Raw genomic sequence first — 17469 nt, 5'->3', positions numbered from 1 at the left:
CTACTGTTCCTCGAACAGTTGCTCCAGCGGGACGTCGGGAATCTGCACGCCGCGCGACGCACCGAGTCCGGTGATCTGCATCCAGATGATGTCCGCGAGGAACAGCGAGAAGGTGTTCAGATCGACGGCGTCGTCCTGCGCCCGCCAGGTGCGCACCGCGCCGACCCCACCGGAGATGAGGCTGGACACCCACGGGCCCACCAACTTCAGATCGTCCTCGGAGAGGTCTGCATCGACCAGCGCCAGGAAGCCCTGCACCGCGATCTCGATCTTCTCCGCCACGCGAGCGATGGTCTCCTGCAACGGCGATTCCGCCGCGCCCGTCACGTTCTGCTCGATGACGTGGGTCCACGCAGGGTGGGCCACGACCCACCGGATGTAGGCGTCGACCACCCGCTGCGCGACGGACCGCGCGGTGCCCTCCAGGGTGACGGAATCCGTCAGGGTCGAGCGCAGACCCTCGCAGATCACACGTTGGATGGCGACGTCCAGATCCGCGCGGTCGTCGAAATAGCGGTAGATGCCCGTGCGGTGGATCTTCGCCTCGTCGGCGATCTGCTGCGCCGACGCCCACTCCCCCGGCTGCACGTCCCGATCCAACACCGTCAGCGCAGCGTCGATCACGCGCTGCCGCCGCGCGGCGTTGTGCTGCTCCCAGCGGCGCTTACGCCCGTCGGCGGGAGTCGACTGATCGGTACCCATCGCTGCGAAGCATCTCACGAGCCTGCCGGTCCGGGTCGGCGATCTTCACTCGCGGCCGGCCGGCCGCATGACCCGCCTCCCGCTCGGCGCGGTCCAACCGTCGCCACCCCGCCAGTCCGACGGCATGCGGGCAGGTCTCCGCCAGCAACGCGTCGGGCGAGGTGGTGGGGGCGGCGGACCCGGAATCGAGATGATCCAGAACCTGCTCGACGGTTTCCTGCGCGTCCGTCTTGTTGGTGCCGATGAAGCCGCGCGGACCGCGCTTGATCCAGCCGACGACGAAGTGCCCGTCGGACACCCGGCCACGATCGTTGGGCACGATGCCGCGGTCCGCGTCGAAGGGCAGGCCGGGGACCTCGGTGCCACGGAAGCCGACGGCGCGTACCACGAGTCCGGCGTCGACCGTGTACTCGTCGGAGGTCGGGGTCGCGGTGACCCGGCCGTCCGCGTCGCGCGTAAGTGCGTTGCGCACCAACCGAACTCCGGTGACGCGATCGGTGCCGAGGATCTCGACCGGCGACGCGGCGAAGGTGAGGACGATGCGGCGGCGGGTGCCGTCGGGTGCGGGAAGCGCGGGAGCGGGGCGGGCAGCCATCTCGGCGAGGAGTCGGCTGCGCTGGTCCGTGCCCGTCAACAGCTGGGGATCGGCGTCGATGACCACGTCGATGTCGTCGAGGGTCGACAGGCCCACCAGCTCGGGCATCGTGAACGCGGCCTCGGCGGGTCCGCGTCGACCGATGATCTGCACCTCGCGCACGGCACTCGACCGCAGAACCTCGAGCGCGTCGGGCGCGAGATCGGTTGCGGTGTGCAACCACTGGGGATCGCGGGTGAGGATGCGGGCCACGTCGAGGGCCACGTTGCCGTTGCCGATCACCACGGCTCGCTCGTGGCTCAGGTCCACGGCGGTGGTGCGTCGATCGGGGTGGCCGTTGTACCAGCCGACGAGTTCGGTGGCGGCCATGGATCCGGGCAGGCTCTCGCCGTCGACCCCCAGGGCGCGGTCCGCGGAGGCACCGACGGCGTGGATCACCGCGTGGTACGCGCGGCCGAGCTGGTCGGCGGTGACGTGGGTGCCGACGTCGGCGCCGAGGACGTAGCGGAAGCCGGGCTGATCCTCGATCGCGTCGAAGAGGGCGGTGACCTGCTTGGTGGTCGCGTGATCGGGTGCCACGCCGTGGCGCACCAGACCGTGCGGGGTGAGGAGCCGATCGAACACGTCCACCGACTCGACCTCGGGATGCTTGAGCAACTCGTCCGCGCTGTACAGCCCGGCCGGACCGGCACCGACGACCGCGACGCGGAACGGACCGCGTCGGGTCAGTCGTCGTTGCTTCGGAACGAGGGCGAGCGGGGTGCGATCCGCGTGCGGATTGCGTTGGTAGTACTCGGCATTGATGATCGAGAACGGCAGTTGCTCCACGGTGAGCCGGGTGTCGGGGACGATGGCGCCCACCGGGCAGGCCGTCACACAGGCACTGCAGCCCACGCAGGTGGCGGGGTCGACGAACAGCATCTCGGTGGTACCGAATCCGGGCTCACCCGGCGCCGGATGGATGCAGTTGACCGGGCACGCGACGACGCACGAGGCGTCGGCACAGCAGGACTGGGTGACGACGTGGGGCACGGGCGGTCAGGCCGCGGCGGAGGCGGGCTCGCTGCGGAAGCGCGACGGACGGCCGTCGATCTTCATCAGACGCCAGACCCGACGCGAGACGCGGTTCATCATGCCCATCTCCTCGGACAGCATGCGCACGTCACCGAACATGTCGCGCAACGTCTTTCGCGACTCCTCGTCGCTCCACCACACCTGCTGCACCACCTCGCGCGGAATGCCCAGCTCGCGCTGAACCTCCTTGCTGGGCTTCATGATCACGTCGCACAGCACCCGCATGACCACCGGGGTCAGCACGGACATGACCATCCGCTGACGCTTGGAGAGCTTGGGGGCCTGGTGCTCGAGGTAGCGGTGCGCGAACCCGATGTGCCGCGCCTCCTCCGCCACGTGAATCTGCATGATGCGGGTCAGTAGCGGGTGCTGGACACTGCCCGCGCGCAGGATCGCCTTCTGCGTGTGGTCGATCGGCTCCTCACCGGCGAGCACGCCGACGAAGAAGCCGAACGGGATGATGCCGGCGGCGATGGGGAGCAGCGGCCCGACGCGACGGAACCACCACGGGCCACCCGGCACCTGGACGCCGATGCGGTTCACCATCTCCTGGAACATCTGGGTGTGGTGGCACTCTTCGGTGGCCTCGTGCGTGGAGTAGCGGAACTCCGGTGTGCCGTTGGGCAGGCGCAGCGCGAAGTTCATGATGCCGGCGATGAGGATCTGCTCGAACTGCAGCCCGACCTTGAGGATGTTGGCCTGGCGGTACATGCCGATCTCGATCTGCCGTTCGACGGTCTGCGACCGGTACCACTCGGTGCCGCCCAGCGGATCCACGGCCGGGAGGATCCAGCGGGGATCGTCGGGGATCATCGCGTACTCGGGGTCGTTCCACGGGATGTCGACGAACGCGTCGAAGTGCTGAGTCACGGACGCTTCGGACAGCACGCGCAGCGTCTGCTCGTAGTCCGCGCGGGTCTCGGTTGTCATCGTCATCGCGGTGCACCTCCCAGTGGCTCCGACCCCGGTACGTGTGACGGGGTGTTAGGTGTTACATGCTGTTGCGGGCAAAGTTACTGCAACATGGTGTTGCACGCAAGAGCCGGGGGGTGCCCCGCCGGGGTTAGAGCAGACGCGCTGCGTTGTGGTGCAGCACATCCCGCGACCAGGCGTCGCCGAGTCCCAGTTCCAGGACGCTGCGGACGGCGTGAGCGTAGGTGTACGGGATGTTGGGGAAATCGGACCCGAACAGGATCCGGTCCTGCAGATCGAGCAACCGTGGCTTCTGATCGACCGGGAACTCCGCCATGCGCTCGGTGAAATCGGTGAACGCCATGGTGGTGTCCAGGCACACCGACCGGTACTTGTCGGCGAGGTCGAGGAACGCCGCGTACTCGGGCAGCCCCATGTGCGCGATCCACAGTCGCAGGCGAGGGAACCGGACCATGAGTGCGTCGATCGGCGCCGGGCCGGTGAAGCGACCGGGCTCGGGACCCGATCCGCAGTGGATCACCACCGGCAGCTGCGCGTCCTCGATCTGTCCCCAGACTCCGTCGAGAAAGGCGTCGTGCACGTCGTAATCGCCGACCTGCACGTGGACCTTGAAGATTCCCGCACCGTTCTCGATGGCCGCGCGAACATAGGCATCGGCGTCGGGCTCGGGGTAGAAGGTGGCGGTGCGCACGCAATCCGGGGTGCGGTCGGCATACTCCCCCGCCCAGGTGTTGAGCCATTGCGCCATGTCCGGCTTGTGGGGATAGAGAAGGGACGTGAACTTCTCGACGCCGTAGCGCCGCAGCCGTTCGGTGCGCGCGTCCTCGTCCATGCGATAGGTGATCGGCCACGGTTCCCCGAGGCGGGACTCGACATTGTCGAAATAGCTCCACACCTTCGCCAGGACCCCGTGCGGCATGAAATGGGTATGGATGTCGCACATCGACGTCAATCCCACGTCGGCGAGCAGAGCGCGCACGCGAGCGACGTCGTGCTCGGTGTCGGCGACGCTGGGTTCCGGGGCGCTGGGGTCCGGGGCGCTGAGGTAGGGAGTGCTCGGGGTCACATCGTGGGGGGTCACCGGATCGATGATGCCGCATAACGATTCGACGGTCGGAACGGGCACGATCGCGCTGCGGGGGTTTCGACGAACCCGCGCCGGTGTCATTCTCGGTTCATGGCAACGATGATGCTGGTGGTGCTGGCGATACTGATGGTGTGGACTTCGCTCGCGCTGCTCCTCGGCGCCTGGGGCGGGATGGCCATCGACCGGGCGAGCAAGATCGAGCGATCCACCTCGCCGGTTCCGATACGGGTCGACGTCTCGCGCTAGGTGTTGCGGGTCATGAGGTTGTAGTCACGCGGTGATGCGTCCCCGTAGTGGGACAGGTCTTCCCGGTAGGCAGGATGAGAAGTACCACCAACTCGTCCGCCGACCAGAAAGACCTGTCGTGACACACCGTAATGCCCCACTGTCCCCGGAAGGCCGCCGCCGACTCGTCGAACGGTGCCGCACCCGGCCCATCGCGCACGTCGCCGCCGAGATGGGCATCTCTCGCGCGTGCGCCACCAAGTGGGTTCACCGGTACCGCGAGTTCGGCGACCTCGGCCTCGAGGACCGCTCCAGCGCCCCGCACCGTCAGCCCACCGCCGCGGACCCCTCGGTGGTCGTGCGGATCGAACGCTTCCGCCGCGAGAAGAAGTGGCCCGCGTCGCGGATCGCGTTCGAGCTGCAGCGGGACGGTATCGAGATCAGCCGGCGCACCGTCACCCGCCACCTCGATCACCTGGGCATCAACCGACGCCGATTCCTCGACCCCACCGGCGAGACGAACCGCACCCCACGCACGATCGTCGCCCGCCGGCCCGGCCACATGGTCCACGTCGACATCAAGAAGGTCGGGCGCATCCCCGACGGCGGAGGATGGCGCGCCCACGGCCGCGGCAGCGCCGAAGCCAAAGCCGTCGACCGCGCCAAGACCAAGGGCGCGAGAGCCGGTTACGTCTACCTCCACTCCGCGGTCGACGGGTACTCCCGCCTGGCCTACACCGAAGCCCTCGCAGACGAGAAAGCCGTCACAGCAGTGGGATTCGTGCACCGGGCAAGGGTGTTCTTCGCCGCGCACGGCATCGACCGCATCGAACGTCTGGTCACCGACAACGGGTCCTGCTACCGGGCCGAGGTGTTCGCCCGAGCGTTGCTCGGGTCCAGGCACCAGCGCATCACCCCGTACACCCCGCGCCACAACGGAAAAGTCGAGCGCTACAACAGGATCCTCGCCGAAGAGTTCCTCTACGCCCGAACCTGGTTCTCCGAACACCAGCGCGAGGACGCCCTGAGGATCTGGAACGTGCACTACAACTACCATCGACCTCACACTGCCGCCGGGAACCAACCACCAGCATCACGGCTCACCGCTGGCGTCACCAACGTCATGGCCTCATACAGCTAGGCCCTCTGTCTGCGGAGCGTCACAGCAAGCCGGCCGCGGCGGTCGCGCCCAGCGCGACCAGCAGAAGCGTGATCGACGCGACCAGCGCAAGTATCTGCCCGGCCGACAATGCTCCCGGCGCCCGAATTCCGCGTCGTGAACGATCCCGTGTCCTTTTTACCGCTCGCATGCGTGGGAGGGTATGACCCGGTGGCCGGTAAAACAAGTTATGCGTTTGTTTTATGCGCGAAAGAAACGAACGAGGATCTTCGAGCCGGACTGCTCGGGGCACATCCTTTGACAACGGACCGAAACCGGGCCTTAATTGAAGAGCTGAGCCACCAGCCGAGCCGGAATCCTCGGTGCTGCCAACCGCTGCGCCGACGATCGAAATTCTTCGTCGCCCGGGGTATAGGTACAGAGCGCGATCCTTACGGTTCTGACAGAAGGGCCGCAGAGTCACCGCGCACCGCAGCACGACCGCAGGAGTGCACGCGATGCATCCGAACGGCACCAGCGGCGACACCGTCGCCCGCACGAACCCCCTGTCCGCGGACCCCCATGTCCGCGACACCTGGCGTCAGCTGGCCCGTCGCGCTCGGCGCGGTCCCGGCGTCATCGCACGAACGCACGGCACTCACGAACCGAACGACGTCGACAACGTTATGGCCGACCCGCAGGACGTGCGATCGGCCTACCAACCCATCATCGATCTACGCACCGGCGTCACCATGGGGTTCGAAGCACTGGCTCGCTGGCCCCGGTTCCCCACCGTCGACCCCGCGGCCGTCTTCCTCGCCGCCGCGGACCGACACATGCTCCTCGACGTCGACTGGGCCGCGCGTCTCGCCGGCCTCGAGGGCGCACTCAACGCGTCGATGACGCCGAGGCACGCCCTGTTCCTGAACATCGAACCCGACACCCTCGACGTCATTCCGGACTACGCGTGCGAGCTGCTCCGGCGGGCGAACGAGCAACTGACCGTCGTACTCGAGCTCACCGAGCGATCGCTGTTGTCCGACCCCGGCGCCCTGCTCGCCCAGATCCGTCGGGCCCGGTCCGTCGGTTGCCGCATCGCCCTCGACGACGTCGGTGCGCACCCCGATTCCCTGACGCTGCTCGAATACATCGCACCCGAGATCATCAAACTCGACCGCGCCCTCGTCGCCCGTGATCCCTCGCGAGAGCGCGCGACCATCCTGTCCGCCGTCCGCTCGCACGTCGACGCGACCGGCGCCGTTCTTCTCGCCGAGGGCATCGAGACCACCGAACATCTCGAACGCGCGCAGGCATACGGGTGCGTATTGGGCCAGGGCTGGATGTTCGGGCGACCGGGCCCGCTGCCGGACGACCTGGCCGACACCGACCCGGGGTGGGAACTGCCCGCGCGCCGCACAGCACCCGGCTACGTCGGCGGGCAGGTACCCGCGGTCCCGTCCGAGCTGTTCGGTACCGCTCCGTCCACCGTTGGGCGCAAATCGCTCATCATCGCCCTGACGCAACAGATCGAACAACGGGCGCGGGCTTCGAGCGAGCCTCTGACCGTCATCTCGGCCTTCCAGGACATGGACTTCTTCACGCCGGTCGTTGCCGAGCAGTACCGGCAGCTCGCCGAGAGGCATTCGTTCGTCGCCGCGCTGGGCGTGGGAATCGCGGCCGAGCCGGCGCCGGGAGTGCGGGGCGCGGAACTGCAGCCGGACGAGCCGTTCGTGCACGAGTGGACCATCACCGTGGTCGGCCATCACCACTTCGCCGCCTTGATCGCGCGGGATCTCGGCGACTCCGGGCCGGACAGCGACCGGCGCTTCGAATTCCTGCACACCTACGACCGCGAACTGGTGGTCACGGCCGCGCGGTCGCTGATGTGCCGCGTGTTGCCGGAACTGCGCTCCGAGCCGGTGTCGCCACCGCATCTCGAACTGATCGACTGACTGCGTCGGGGGATCGTGGACTTCTACGCCTGCTCAGCAGGTGTGGGGGTCCACGATTTTCGTGTTCACCGAGGCACGCACGTCGTCAAGCGCCTCGCGAAGATACTGCGGGTAATCCTCGGCGTCGGCAAAGGACTCGGGCGCGGTCAGCACGCTGAACGTCGCGGTGTCACCGAGTGTGTAGAGCCCGTGCGAGATGCTCCCGGCGGGAGAGAGCGCCGGGAAGCCGGCAGTCGACACCGCCGGTGCACCGCACAGCGAGAGGTCCGCGGGTCCACGGTTCAGGCTGGTCACCGAGGTGTGGGCCAGGACCGACGCAGGCCGCGCGGAGCTGCGCGGCTCCATCGCACGAAGCACCGGTCTGGGCACCCGGTTCGGAACATCGAACTGGCGCAACACATCCGGATTGGACAGGCGAGCGATCTCTCCGTCGAGGGACGCCTTGATCCTCGCTCCACGCTCACGCACGTCGGCGCTCCCGGTGCCGAGACACACCATCGCGGGCAGAAAGCGGTTGTTCGCGCTCCATCGAACGCCCGCAGGCACCCCCACCGTGACGTGGGCGCCGAGTTCGCACGCTGCGGGATCGTCGTGGTCGCGCGCGAAGCGCTCCATCGCGATCGACACGGCCGTGAGCGCACCGTGCGTCACCGTCAGTCCGGGCAACTTCAGCTCCCGCACCGGCAGCGACACGATCGACACCGCACGCCTCGGACCCGGCGGGTTGTTGAACCCGGCGGGCGGTCGCCGGGTGGGGTCGGGCGGGAGCGCACCCCGATGCTGCAGCGCACGGCTTCGGCGCGACGCGCGAGTGGATTCGATCAGTGCCGCCGGGGCGCCCGCCGACCTGAGCCCGCACCGCCCGAGACTGCGCACCGCGAGTTCCGCGCGACCAGGAGTGTGGGTCGCGGCGCGCACCGACGGAGTCTCGGCCGATGCGTCGGCACCGAAGAGCGCGCGCGCCAACGACATCGCTCCGCGGCCGTCCACGAGGGTGTGGCTGAGCTGCAGAACGATCACCGTTGCTGTGGCTGCACATCCGGGCGCCCCGGTGACCTCGGGGAACACGTGCAGCCGCCAGGTGTGTCGGGTGGGGTCCAGCGCGCTCTCCGACAGTGCGGCGAGCCTGTCGACGCACGTAGCCCAGTCGATGCAGCCGTCGGCGGCCGCGACGACGCGGAGCCGAACATCCGTGGGGTCGACCACCCACATCGGGTAGTCCAGATGACCGGCCGGGTTCACGACGCGGCGATGCAGTGCGTCGATGTCCCGAGCCCGATCGACGACGTGAGCGCGGACCTCGTCCGTCGTCGGGGCTTCCGACAGCGACGACGTGTCGAAGATCAGAGTCAGGTACTGATCACTGGACCCCTCGAAGTGGACAGAAGGGAGAAACGTCGCATCCACGGCGTTCATTCGGCTCGAGAAGTGCTGGAGCGTTGACGATCTGCGGTCACGTAGTGACATGTAACAGAAGTATCACGGTCGCACGCCGACTGCCAGCCGTGCAGATCAGGGCTCGGGGGATCGTGGACTTCTACGCCTGCTCAGCGGGTGTGGGGGTCCACGATTTTCGTGTTCGGCGGGGGTCAGCGCCGCAGCGCGCGACGCACCTCGGCGATCACGGCCTCGGGCTCACCGAGCAGACGGTGGTAGGTGAACCGCAGCACCGTCCACCCCTCGGCGACCAGCCGGTTCTGCCGCTTGGCGTCGCTCGCCATGCGTTCGGCCGAACGGTGGAACGCCCAGCCGTCGATCTCCACGGCAACGCGCTCCTCCTCGAACCCCACGTCGATCACGTAGCCGCACGATCGAACCCCGCACCGCCACCCGCCGATCTTCGCGTCTCGCAGCAACCGGAGGAACAGGCGCTCCGCTTCCGATTCCGCACCGTCCGCCACCCGAGCCAACATCGCGCTCGCCAGCGGACTACCCGTGCGGCCCCGGTTGCGACGATGCGCCTCGTGTAGACGAGGGAGGGTGGTGCAGGTCTGCAGCGAACGGTCGAGGAACGTCATACCGCGACCGATCTCCCTCTCGCCCAACAGAACTGCCGTCTCCAGCACGGTCAGATCCGGCGCTGTGACGCGCAGTTCACGGACGGTGCGCTGATCACGGGGCGCGAGGTCACGGCGGCGCAGGGTCGACGCGGCGCGGCGTGGGCGGCGTGCAGCGGGGACGGTGATCCAGGGATCGGGTGGGGGCGAATCGAGCAGCCCCATCCACCACGCCGCGCTCGGACCCCACGCGCAGGCACCGGGCCCCGCCCCGTAGACCGCGGCGCGCAGATGGACGGCCGCGGATCGGCGATGGCCGGCGAGCAGATAGACCGACGGCGCGAGCCGCTCGACGTCCCCGGTTCCGAGGCGATGACCGATGCCGCTCGACGTGATTCCGGCGCCGAGCATCTGAGCGCGGGTGACCACGCCGTCCTGCGCGGCGGCGATGCGGTGCAGATTCATGGTCCGTTGGACGATCCTCGGCGCGCGGCGGATCCCCGGGCCGAATCGTGGACTTCTACGCCCGCTCAGCGGGTGCACACGTCCACGATTCAGGCCCGCACGGTCGCCGAACGCACGTCGGCGATGGCCGCGTGGAGGTAATGGGGGTACTCGTCGGCACCGGCGAACGAATCCGGCGACGTCTGGACGCTGAACGTCGACGTCTCGCCCAGGGTGTAGAAGCCGTGAGTGAGGCTGCTGACCGGCGACAGTGCCGGTGTGGCCGACGTGAACACCGCGGGGGCGCCGCACAGGCGCAGCGTCGCCGGGCCACACCGGAGGCTGCTCACCGAGGTGTGCGCCGTGACCGGTGCGGACCTGCTGTCGAAGCGCGATTCCACCAGGCGCAACGCCGGTAGCGGAATGCGGCTCGTGACGTCGAACTGCCGCACCACGTCCGGGTGCGACAGGCGCGCGAGCTCACCGTCGAGCGACGCCTTGATGGCACGGCCTCTCTCCTGCGCATCGTCGATGCCGACACCCAGGCCCACCATCGCGGGGAGGAAGCAGTTGTTGGCGGTCCACGGGGCTCCGTCCGGAACTCCCACCGTGACGTGAGCTCCCAATTCCGCCGTTGCGGGGTAGTCGTGGTCGCGCGCGAAACGCTCCATCGCGATCGACGCGACGGTCAGCACGCTGTGGGTGATCGTCAGTCCCGGGAGTTTCAACGCCCGCAGCGGAAGCGTCGTCAGCGTCAAGGAGCGCCGAACCCCGGGGTAGTTGTTGACTTCGGACCGACATCTCCGCTCGACTCGGGGCGCGGGAGGCCGCGCGGATGCTCGGTTCGGTGTTCGGCTCGTCGTCGGGCCCGAAGAGGGCGCGTGCCACCGCGATTCCGCCCTGCCCGTCCACGAGGCTGTGGTTCAACTGGAGAACGATCATCATGGCCGTCTCGCGCACCTCGGGCGCACCGGTGACGTCGGGAAACACGTGCACGGTCCACGTCGCCTCGGTGGGGTCGAGCGCGGTTCTGCACATGCGCGCCAGCTGGTCGGACCAGTGCGCCCAGTCCATCGGCCCCTCCGCAGCGAGGACCACCCGCTGCCGCATGTCGGTGGGGTCCACAACCCAGATGGGGTAGTCGAGATGCGCGGCGGGAACGACCACGCGGCGACGAAGTACGTCCATCTCGCGGGCACGCGCCACCACCTCGGAGCGCACCTGGTCGATCGTCGGCTTCTCGGCGAGGCCGGAGGTGTCGAAGCACAGCACCAGGTATTGATCGCTGGAGCCCTCGAAGAAGTCCGACGGCAGGAACGACGCGTCCACCGGGTGCATCCGCGGCGAGGAACCGCGACGGCGGGAATGGGTGAGTCCGTTGTGCGACATATGCGTGAATGGTACGGATCGGCCGACGCCATTCCTGGCGAATCACGTCTTCAGGCCCGCACGGTCGTCCGCCGCCCGCGCAGGAGGATGAGCGCGAAGGCCGGTACCCCCACCAGCGCGGTGATCACCCCCACCGGAATCTCCTGCGGCTCGAAGGCAGTGCGGGCGAGCGTGTCCACCCACACCATGAACACCGCGCCCATGATCATCGCGGTGGGCAGCACCCGGCTGTGCTTGGGACCGACCAGCATCCGCGCCGCGTGCGGCAGCACCAGACCCACGAACCCGATGGCACCCGCCGACGCCACCACCGTCGCCGTCACCAACGCGGTGGTGCCGAGCAGCACGATCTGCAGCCGCCGCATCGGCACACCCAGCGAGCGCGCGGTCTGGTCGCCGAGGCTCACCGCGTCGAGCGAGGGCGCCGCGACCACGGCCACCACCACCCCGAACGAGACCACCACCGCGCACGCGGCGACGTCTGCCCAATCCGCACCGCTGAGCGAACCGAGCAGCCAGAACAGCACTCCGCGGGTCTGCTCGGCGTCGGCCGAGGAGATCACGATGAACGAGGTGAGCGCCGAGAACAGTTGCGTCCCGGCCACTCCCGCGAGAATCACCGGACCCGTGCCGCCGCCGGCTCCGGTCGCGAGCATCATCACCAACACGAACGAGACCAGCGCCCCCAGGAACGCGCCCGACGACAACGACAGCACCCCGCTCCCGATTCCCAGAACCGCCACGGCCACCGCCCCCGTCGACGCGCCCGACGAGATGCCGAGGACGAACGGATCGGCCAGCCGGTTGCGCAGCATCGACTGCATGATCGCCCCGCACAGCGCGAGCCCGATGCCGCACAGTGCCGCCAGCAGCGCCCGCGGCAGACGCAGCTCCCACACGATGCCGTCCTGAATGCGGCTCACCCCGGACTCGCCACCCGTGAGGTTCGCCCACACCACGGTGAACACGTCGACCACGGACAGGTTCGCCGGACCCACGGTGATGGACGCGGCGATCGACAGCACCAGGGACGCCAGCGCGACCGCGGCGAGAGCCAGGCGCCTCGGCGTCACCCGGCCAGTCCCCACTCCTTCAGCGCCGCGGCCACCTTCTCGATGCCGTCGACCGTGCGAATGGACGGGTTCAGATCGGCGCCGTTGACGACGACGAAGCGCTCGTCCACCACGGCCGGCATGCGCGAGGTCACCGGATTGGATTCGAGGAACTCGACCTTGCTCTCCAACGCGTCGGCCTCGATGCTGCGCCGGCTCAGATCCGCGAGGACCAGGGCGGTGGGGTTGCGATCGGCGACGCTCTCCCAGCTCACCTGCGGCCACTCGTCGGTGGTGTCCGCGAAGACGTTCTGCGACCGCACCGAGTTCGCGATGATGCCCGACGAACCGCAGCACCCCGCCATGTACGGGGCGGACGCGTCGGCGAACCAGAACGCCAACGACGCGTCGCTCTCCCGGATGGAGGCGGTGGCGTCGTCGTAGCGCTGCCGGAGCTCCGCGATCAGCGCATCCCCCCGCTCGCGCACGTCGAAGATCGCGGCCAGATCGGTGATCTCCCGGTAAACGGTGTCCATGGTGAGCGGTTCGGTGCGCGCGCCGTCGGCGTTGACGCTGTCCGCGGTCTTGCCGATGCAGTCGGTGGGCGAGAGATAGGTGGCGACGCCGAACGACTCGAACCGGTCGCGGTCCGCGACACCGCCGGATCCGAGAGTGCCGCCGAAGGACGCGGTCACCATGTCCGGCTCGGCCTCGAGCACCACCTCGAGCGACGGCTTGTCGTCCGCGAGACGCGGCACCGTGGCGTTCGCCTCGGCAAGGTTCTCGCGCACCGGATCGGTCCAGGTGGCGGTGCCCACCATCCGGTCGGCCAGGCCGAGGGACAGCAGGATTTCGGTCGATCCCTGGTTGAGGGAGACCACGCGCTGCGGCGGGGTGTCGACGGTGACCGTGCGGCCACAGTTCTCGACGGAGACGGATTCCGCGGCGGCGGATTCGGGTTGCGTCGTCGCCGCACAGCCGGAGGCGAGCAGACAGATCGCGGCAGCAGCCGCGAGGGGAAGGCGAGTATTCACGAGGGGTCGTACCGTCCTGCAGGGGGCCCGTGCGCGGAGCCGCGAGGTGTGTGTCGGAGAGGCCGAAGGCCGGTCGAAGGGTCGCGGTACGTCAGGCGATCGGACTCGAGACACCTGGTCTCACACCGTTGCGCGCCAGTCCCGGATTCGCACCGGGTTCCCCTGCCGTCCGCGAGGGTCGAAGCAGACACTAGCCGCTGCCCCCGCGGCGTGGTGACTACCCTCGGCGGACGTGGACCCTTCCTCGGCATCGCATCAGTACGACGCCATCGCCGCGGACTACGCGCGGGCGAACGTCGACGAACTCGCGCAGAAGCCGTTCGACCGGGGCATTCTGCACTCGTTCGCGCGATCGGTGCGCGACGCGCGGGGGACGACGGTGCTGGACGTGGGATGTGGGCCGGGGACGGCCGCGGCGGAACTGCGGGCCGCCGGACTCTCGGTGATCGGTCTGGACGCGTCGGGCGCGATGGTGGAGCACGCGCGGCGGCGCACTCCCGACGCGTCGTTCGTGGTGGCCGATCTGGCGGCGCTACCGGTGCGCGAGAACGCGGTCGACGCCGTGTGCGCGTGGTATTCGATCGTGCACACCCCGGCCGAGCAACTCGCGGCGCTGGTCACCGAGTTCCGACGGGTTCTCAGCGCCGACGGGTGGCTGCTGTTGGCGTTCCAGACGGCCGCACCGACGCTGGAACTACGCACCGCGTACGGCCGCGCGGTGCATCTGGACTTCGTGCGCCACGATGTGGACGAGGTGCAGACGACGCTGATGGACTCGGGCTTCGTGCTGCACCGAGACGCGACGCGGACGGCGAACAAAGAGCTCGGGGAGACGGCGGCCCAGGCTTTCGTGGTGGCGCGGGCAAACGATCATCTGCGGGTGTAGCGGGGGTCAGGCGACTCGTTCGGGGTCGCCCACGGGCGTGCCGACGTAGTCGTCGCCCACGTGCTCTTCGAAATCCGCGTGGTGCACGGCACTACCGATCCACCACCCCGCCAGGGCGGCTACCACGAACCAACCGGCGATCACGCCGAGAAAGATCCACCACATGTGAGAGATACTGCCAGTCGTTTGGCCGAATGACAGGTTTATCTCGAAACTTGCTGAAAACGGTTCGGTAACAGTGACCTGAGCCACGTAGCTTTCGGCAAAGTTCGTGTCATCTCACAAAAGGTATGTTCGCAAAGCTCGGTCGGGTCGGGTCCAGCTGGACGTGCTGCGGAGCCAGCTGCGAGTCCACGAGCATGGGGCCGAGCGGGAGATACCGCGGGATGCTGGCCGCGAAGACGTCGATGCGAATGCGATGGCCGGGGGCGATCACCGCATCGGTGGGCAGCAGGTTGATGTCGACGGTGGTCGGCTCCCCCGGCACCAGCGGCTGCCGGCTCTCCAGCGTGAGCCGGGGCTTCGCGTCGACGTAGTCCCCGTTGGGTGAACGGGTGCTCTTCTCCTCGTCGATCGCGCGGAGCGACGCCTGCAGCGCGCCGTGCGTGATGGGGGTCGACGTGCCGTCGGGCGCGACGTCGTTCATGGTGACCGCCCAGAATCCGTCGGGCCGGTCCAGCACGGTGTTGAGGCGCACGTTGGTGGCGCCGGAGATCTCGGTGCGTTCCGTCATGGGTCCGGTGGTGAAGGTGAGCGCCTCGGCCTCGTTGAATCGCGCGTCCTCGGTGCACGCGGATCCGAAGATCGCCCCGGATCCAGCGGTGCCGATCGCGTTGGCGCGTGAGCACAGGCCGCGCAGACCCGGCGCTACCGTCAGGCGAGCCGGAGCGACGGAGTTCTCGGTGAGGCTGCCGTCGTGCAGGCTGTGTCCGGCCGTGCCGCTGGGCGCCGCCGACAGGTACCGACGCTCCGACTGCGCCCCCGCCCGCGGGAAGGTCTCGCTCCTGGTCCAGCCGCCGCCCTGCTGGAACATGGTGACCGGACCGTAGTTCTCGATGCCGTTGTCGATTCCCTTGAGCCACTTGTCGAACCACGCCCGCTGCAGCACGTCGAGCCGGGGTGGATTGCCGGGGCGGCCGAAGCCGGCACCCGGGTTGACGTGGTACCCGTTGCCCATCACCAGCTGTTTGCGGCCGGGTTCGACCGAGATGTCGTTGTAGATGCGGGGCTGACTGTTGGTGAAGATGTCGTGCCAGCCGCCGTAGATCATGGTGGGGATCGCGACGTTCTCGAGGTCGGCGGACATCTCCTCGTAGAAGCGGCCGTCCTGCGCGACGTTCAGCGTCTCGGGGCGGAGGTCCTCGATGGTGGGCGCGGTGAAGGCGTTGGCCAACTCGGGAATCAGGGTCGTCGGGTCCGCGAGGCGGTCCATCAGCCAGCGGGTGTCGACGTTGCCCTGGAGCACCGACTGCACGTCCGGCACGAACTTGAGGGTGTTCACCAGGATCAGCCACAGCGGCATGAATCCGACCCCCAGGGCGCCGCCGGTGCCGACGATGTCACGCAGCAGATCGTTCCCCGGCTCCACCGGGAAGATGGCCTTCAGGGCGGGCGGTGCCAGCGCGGCGGCCTGCACGGAATTGATGGCGGAGTACGAGATTCCGCTCATCCCGACGGTGCCGTCGGACCAGGGCTGCCGGCTCGCCCAGTCGATGATCTCCGCCGAATCCTGCTGCTCCCGCGGCCCGAGCACGTCCCACGTTCCCTGCGAGAATCCGGTGCCGCGCGCATCGACCACCATCTGCGCGTAGCCGTTCTGCACGAGGGCTCGATCGACGCCGAACACGCGGAGCCCGCCGCCGTCGACGGCCTGCGTCAGCTCGGTGATGCCGTCGAACGGGGTGCCGGCGAAGTTCAGTCCCGCGAGGAAGTCCAACACCGGTTCGCTGACTCCGGGAATCTGCTGAATCGAGTCGACCAGGTTGCCGACCAGCTTGGTGTACGGCGTGATGTTGAGGACCGTCGGCATCGTAGTGTCGACGGCCCGTCCCTGCGCATCCGCCGGCCGATACACGTTGGCCTTCAACACCGTTCCGTCGCTCATGGTGATGGGGACGTCCCATTCGATGGCGACTCCGGGGTACTGCGGCGGGGCGTCGGCGACGGCGGTCCATCGCTGCGCGTCGACTCCGCCGGTGGGGTCCGCGGACACCGGAACGGTGACGAACCCGGCCATCAGAACCACTGCCAATGCCACTGCCGAGAACCGCTTCAGCACACACTGCCCCTCGAGTTTCGTTGTGACCGGCGCCACGAACTTACTGGAGGGTAATGAACCGGACGACCCCCGTCAACGGTTACCCGAGCGGCCTCGCCCCCGCGTCAGGGCGCACGACGATCGTCGCGATCGGCGCGTCCTCGCCGTCCAGTTCGAGGGTGACCAGGCCCGGCTCCTCCACGGGGAACCGGATGTCCTGCCCGCTTTCGGCGGTGATGTCGAACGAGCGCTCGGGCGTGGTGAGCACCCGCAGCGAGCCCTCCGTGTCGCTGTCGACTCGCACCAGAATCTCTTCTCCCGCAACGGCTCCCACACTCTGTGCGGCCGGTGTGACGGTGCCGCCGTTGATCGTGATCGTCAGATCCGCGGGATCCTCCACCGCCTCGCTGACGCGCGAATCGCTCTCGGGCGCCACCGTCTGAGTGATCCGGTCACCCACGGGCGCAGTCACCCGGACGGGTTCCGCCGCCGTGCATCCGATCGCGGCGGTCAGGGCGATCATCGAACCGAACAGTCGCGCCTTCACAGGTCCTCCTCGAATCGATTCAGTCGTCCGGGGAGAGTTTACCGAAAGCCATGCGGCACTGCCGTACTCACGCACTTCGAGGACCGCGGATCGGTACGGGAACCAGAGTCGGCGCGCAATATCGGTGGAGTGTCACAGGTTCGGCGGGGTGCCGGTGCATCGGTGATAGTGCCACCTCGATCCGCACAGGTTGCCT

General features: G+C 68.4%; 17 protein-coding genes and 1 pseudogene. 4 read left to right on the top strand and 14 right to left on the bottom strand.

Features of this window, described 5'->3' with window-relative positions:
- The 4 genes from ACY466_RS03140 to ACY466_RS03125 all read right to left on the bottom strand — a co-directional run bounded on the left by ACY466_RS03140 (position 1) and on the right by ACY466_RS03125 (position 4385).
- Positions 1-702, bottom strand: coding sequence for a TetR/AcrR family transcriptional regulator (locus ACY466_RS03140; RefSeq protein ID WP_463249775.1), 702 nt, complete (start codon positions 700-702; stop codon positions 1-3).
- Positions 665-2329, bottom strand: coding sequence for an FAD-dependent oxidoreductase (locus ACY466_RS03135; RefSeq protein WP_463249773.1), 1665 nt, complete (start codon positions 2327-2329; stop codon positions 665-667). Before ACY466_RS03135 ends, ACY466_RS03140 begins: the two co-directional genes overlap by 38 nt.
- A 6-nt stretch (positions 2330-2335) precedes the next feature.
- Positions 2336-3307: an AurF N-oxygenase family protein gene (locus tag ACY466_RS03130; RefSeq protein WP_463249772.1), complete on the bottom strand. Its 972-nt coding sequence runs from the start codon at positions 3305-3307 to the stop codon at positions 2336-2338.
- Positions 3308-3434: 127 nt separating this feature from the next.
- Complete coding sequence (locus ACY466_RS03125; protein WP_463249770.1) at positions 3435-4385, bottom strand: amidohydrolase family protein; 951 nt, start codon at positions 4383-4385, stop codon at positions 3435-3437.
- Positions 4386-4481: 96 nt separating this feature from the next.
- Between ACY466_RS03125 and ACY466_RS03120 the strand changes: the two genes are divergently transcribed.
- Positions 4482-4637 (top strand): hypothetical protein, encoded by a 156-nt coding sequence (locus tag ACY466_RS03120; protein WP_463249769.1) that lies wholly within the window; start codon positions 4482-4484, stop codon positions 4635-4637.
- A 118-nt stretch (positions 4638-4755) separates the two neighbouring features.
- Complete coding sequence (locus ACY466_RS03115) at positions 4756-5757, top strand: IS481 family transposase (RefSeq protein WP_463249767.1); 1002 nt, start codon at positions 4756-4758, stop codon at positions 5755-5757.
- 19 nt (positions 5758-5776) lie between these two features.
- On the opposite strand, the gene ACY466_RS03110 is transcribed toward ACY466_RS03115, so the two are convergent.
- Positions 5777-5926 carry a hypothetical protein gene (locus tag ACY466_RS03110; RefSeq protein WP_463249765.1) on the bottom strand — a complete coding sequence of 50 codons (150 nt, stop codon included), beginning with the start codon at positions 5924-5926 and terminating at the stop codon, positions 5777-5779.
- A gap of 307 nt (positions 5927-6233) precedes the next feature.
- On the opposite strand from ACY466_RS03110, the gene ACY466_RS03105 reads away from it, so the two are divergent.
- Positions 6234-7667, top strand: a complete 1434-nt coding sequence (locus tag ACY466_RS03105) for a sensor domain-containing phosphodiesterase (protein ID WP_463249763.1) — start codon at positions 6234-6236, stop codon at positions 7665-7667.
- A 33-nt stretch (positions 7668-7700) separates the two neighbouring features.
- On the opposite strand, the gene ACY466_RS03100 is transcribed toward ACY466_RS03105, so the two are convergent.
- The 6 genes and pseudogenes from ACY466_RS03100 to ACY466_RS03075 all read right to left on the bottom strand — a co-directional run bounded on the left by ACY466_RS03100 (position 7701) and on the right by ACY466_RS03075 (position 13541).
- Entirely contained in the window at positions 7701-9083 is a 1383-nt protein-coding gene (locus ACY466_RS03100) for a wax ester/triacylglycerol synthase domain-containing protein (RefSeq protein WP_463249761.1), read from the bottom strand.
- A 173-nt stretch (positions 9084-9256) separates the two neighbouring features.
- On the bottom strand, positions 9257-10129 hold the full coding sequence (locus tag ACY466_RS03095) for an endonuclease domain-containing protein (RefSeq protein WP_463249760.1): 873 nt from the start codon (positions 10127-10129) through the stop codon (positions 9257-9259).
- An 89-nt stretch (positions 10130-10218) separates the two neighbouring features.
- Complete coding sequence (locus tag ACY466_RS03090; protein ID WP_463252405.1) at positions 10219-10866, bottom strand: hypothetical protein; 648 nt, start codon at positions 10864-10866, stop codon at positions 10219-10221.
- A 40-nt stretch (positions 10867-10906) separates the two neighbouring features.
- Positions 10907-11446 (bottom strand): annotated as a pseudogene (locus tag ACY466_RS03085) (wax ester/triacylglycerol synthase domain-containing protein); the annotation flags it as partial.
- Positions 11447-11547: 101 nt separating this feature from the next.
- Positions 11548-12570 (bottom strand): FecCD family ABC transporter permease, encoded by a 1023-nt coding sequence (locus tag ACY466_RS03080; RefSeq protein WP_463249758.1) that lies wholly within the window; start codon positions 12568-12570, stop codon positions 11548-11550.
- Positions 12567-13541, bottom strand: coding sequence for an ABC transporter substrate-binding protein (locus ACY466_RS03075; RefSeq protein WP_463252122.1), 975 nt, complete (start codon positions 13539-13541; stop codon positions 12567-12569). Before ACY466_RS03075 ends, ACY466_RS03080 begins: the two co-directional genes overlap by 4 nt.
- 274 nt (positions 13542-13815) lie before the next feature.
- On the opposite strand from ACY466_RS03075, the gene ACY466_RS03070 reads away from it, so the two are divergent.
- Positions 13816-14469 (top strand): class I SAM-dependent DNA methyltransferase, encoded by a 654-nt coding sequence (locus ACY466_RS03070; RefSeq protein ID WP_463249757.1) that lies wholly within the window; start codon positions 13816-13818, stop codon positions 14467-14469.
- Positions 14470-14475: 6 nt separating this feature from the next.
- Here the strand turns inward: ACY466_RS03070 and ACY466_RS03065 are convergent, their stop codons facing one another.
- The 3 genes from ACY466_RS03065 to ACY466_RS03055 all read right to left on the bottom strand — a co-directional run bounded on the left by ACY466_RS03065 (position 14476) and on the right by ACY466_RS03055 (position 17273).
- Positions 14476-14634: a hypothetical protein gene (locus tag ACY466_RS03065; protein ID WP_463249755.1), complete on the bottom strand. Its 159-nt coding sequence runs from the start codon at positions 14632-14634 to the stop codon at positions 14476-14478.
- A 109-nt stretch (positions 14635-14743) separates the two neighbouring features.
- Positions 14744-16705: a CocE/NonD family hydrolase gene (locus ACY466_RS03060; protein ID WP_463252121.1), complete on the bottom strand. Its 1962-nt coding sequence runs from the start codon at positions 16703-16705 to the stop codon at positions 14744-14746.
- Between the two features lie 121 nt (positions 16706-16826).
- Positions 16827-17273 (bottom strand): hypothetical protein, encoded by a 447-nt coding sequence (locus tag ACY466_RS03055; RefSeq protein WP_463249754.1) that lies wholly within the window; start codon positions 17271-17273, stop codon positions 16827-16829.
- Positions 17274-17469 lie beyond the last annotated feature (196 nt).

The organism is Rhodococcus sp. K11/5, from assembly GCF_055193735.1.
This window is presented reverse-complemented; position numbering and strand designations above follow the sequence as displayed.

Excerpts from the sequence above, each read along its gene's own strand:
- ACY466_RS03140 (WP_463249775.1), bottom strand. The coding sequence starts at position 702 with ATGGGTACCGATCAGTCGACTCCCGCCGACGGGCGTAAGCGCCGCTGG.
- ACY466_RS03130 (WP_463249772.1), bottom strand. The coding sequence starts at position 3,307 with ATGACGATGACAACCGAGACCCGCGCGGACTACGAGCAGACGCTGCGC.
- ACY466_RS03120 (WP_463249769.1), top strand. The coding sequence starts at position 4,482 with ATGGCAACGATGATGCTGGTGGTGCTGGCGATACTGATGGTGTGGACT.
- ACY466_RS03110 (WP_463249765.1), bottom strand. The coding sequence starts at position 5,926 with ATGCGAGCGGTAAAAAGGACACGGGATCGTTCACGACGCGGAATTCGG.
- ACY466_RS03105 (WP_463249763.1), top strand. The coding sequence starts at position 6,234 with ATGCATCCGAACGGCACCAGCGGCGACACCGTCGCCCGCACGAACCCC.
- ACY466_RS03100 (WP_463249761.1), bottom strand. The coding sequence starts at position 9,083 with ATGAACGCCGTGGATGCGACGTTTCTCCCTTCTGTCCACTTCGAGGGG.
- ACY466_RS03095 (WP_463249760.1), bottom strand. The coding sequence starts at position 10,129 with ATGAATCTGCACCGCATCGCCGCCGCGCAGGACGGCGTGGTCACCCGC.
- ACY466_RS03065 (WP_463249755.1), bottom strand. The coding sequence starts at position 14,634 with ATGTGGTGGATCTTTCTCGGCGTGATCGCCGGTTGGTTCGTGGTAGCC.
- ACY466_RS03060 (WP_463252121.1), bottom strand. The coding sequence starts at position 16,705 with ATGGCCGGGTTCGTCACCGTTCCGGTGTCCGCGGACCCCACCGGCGGA.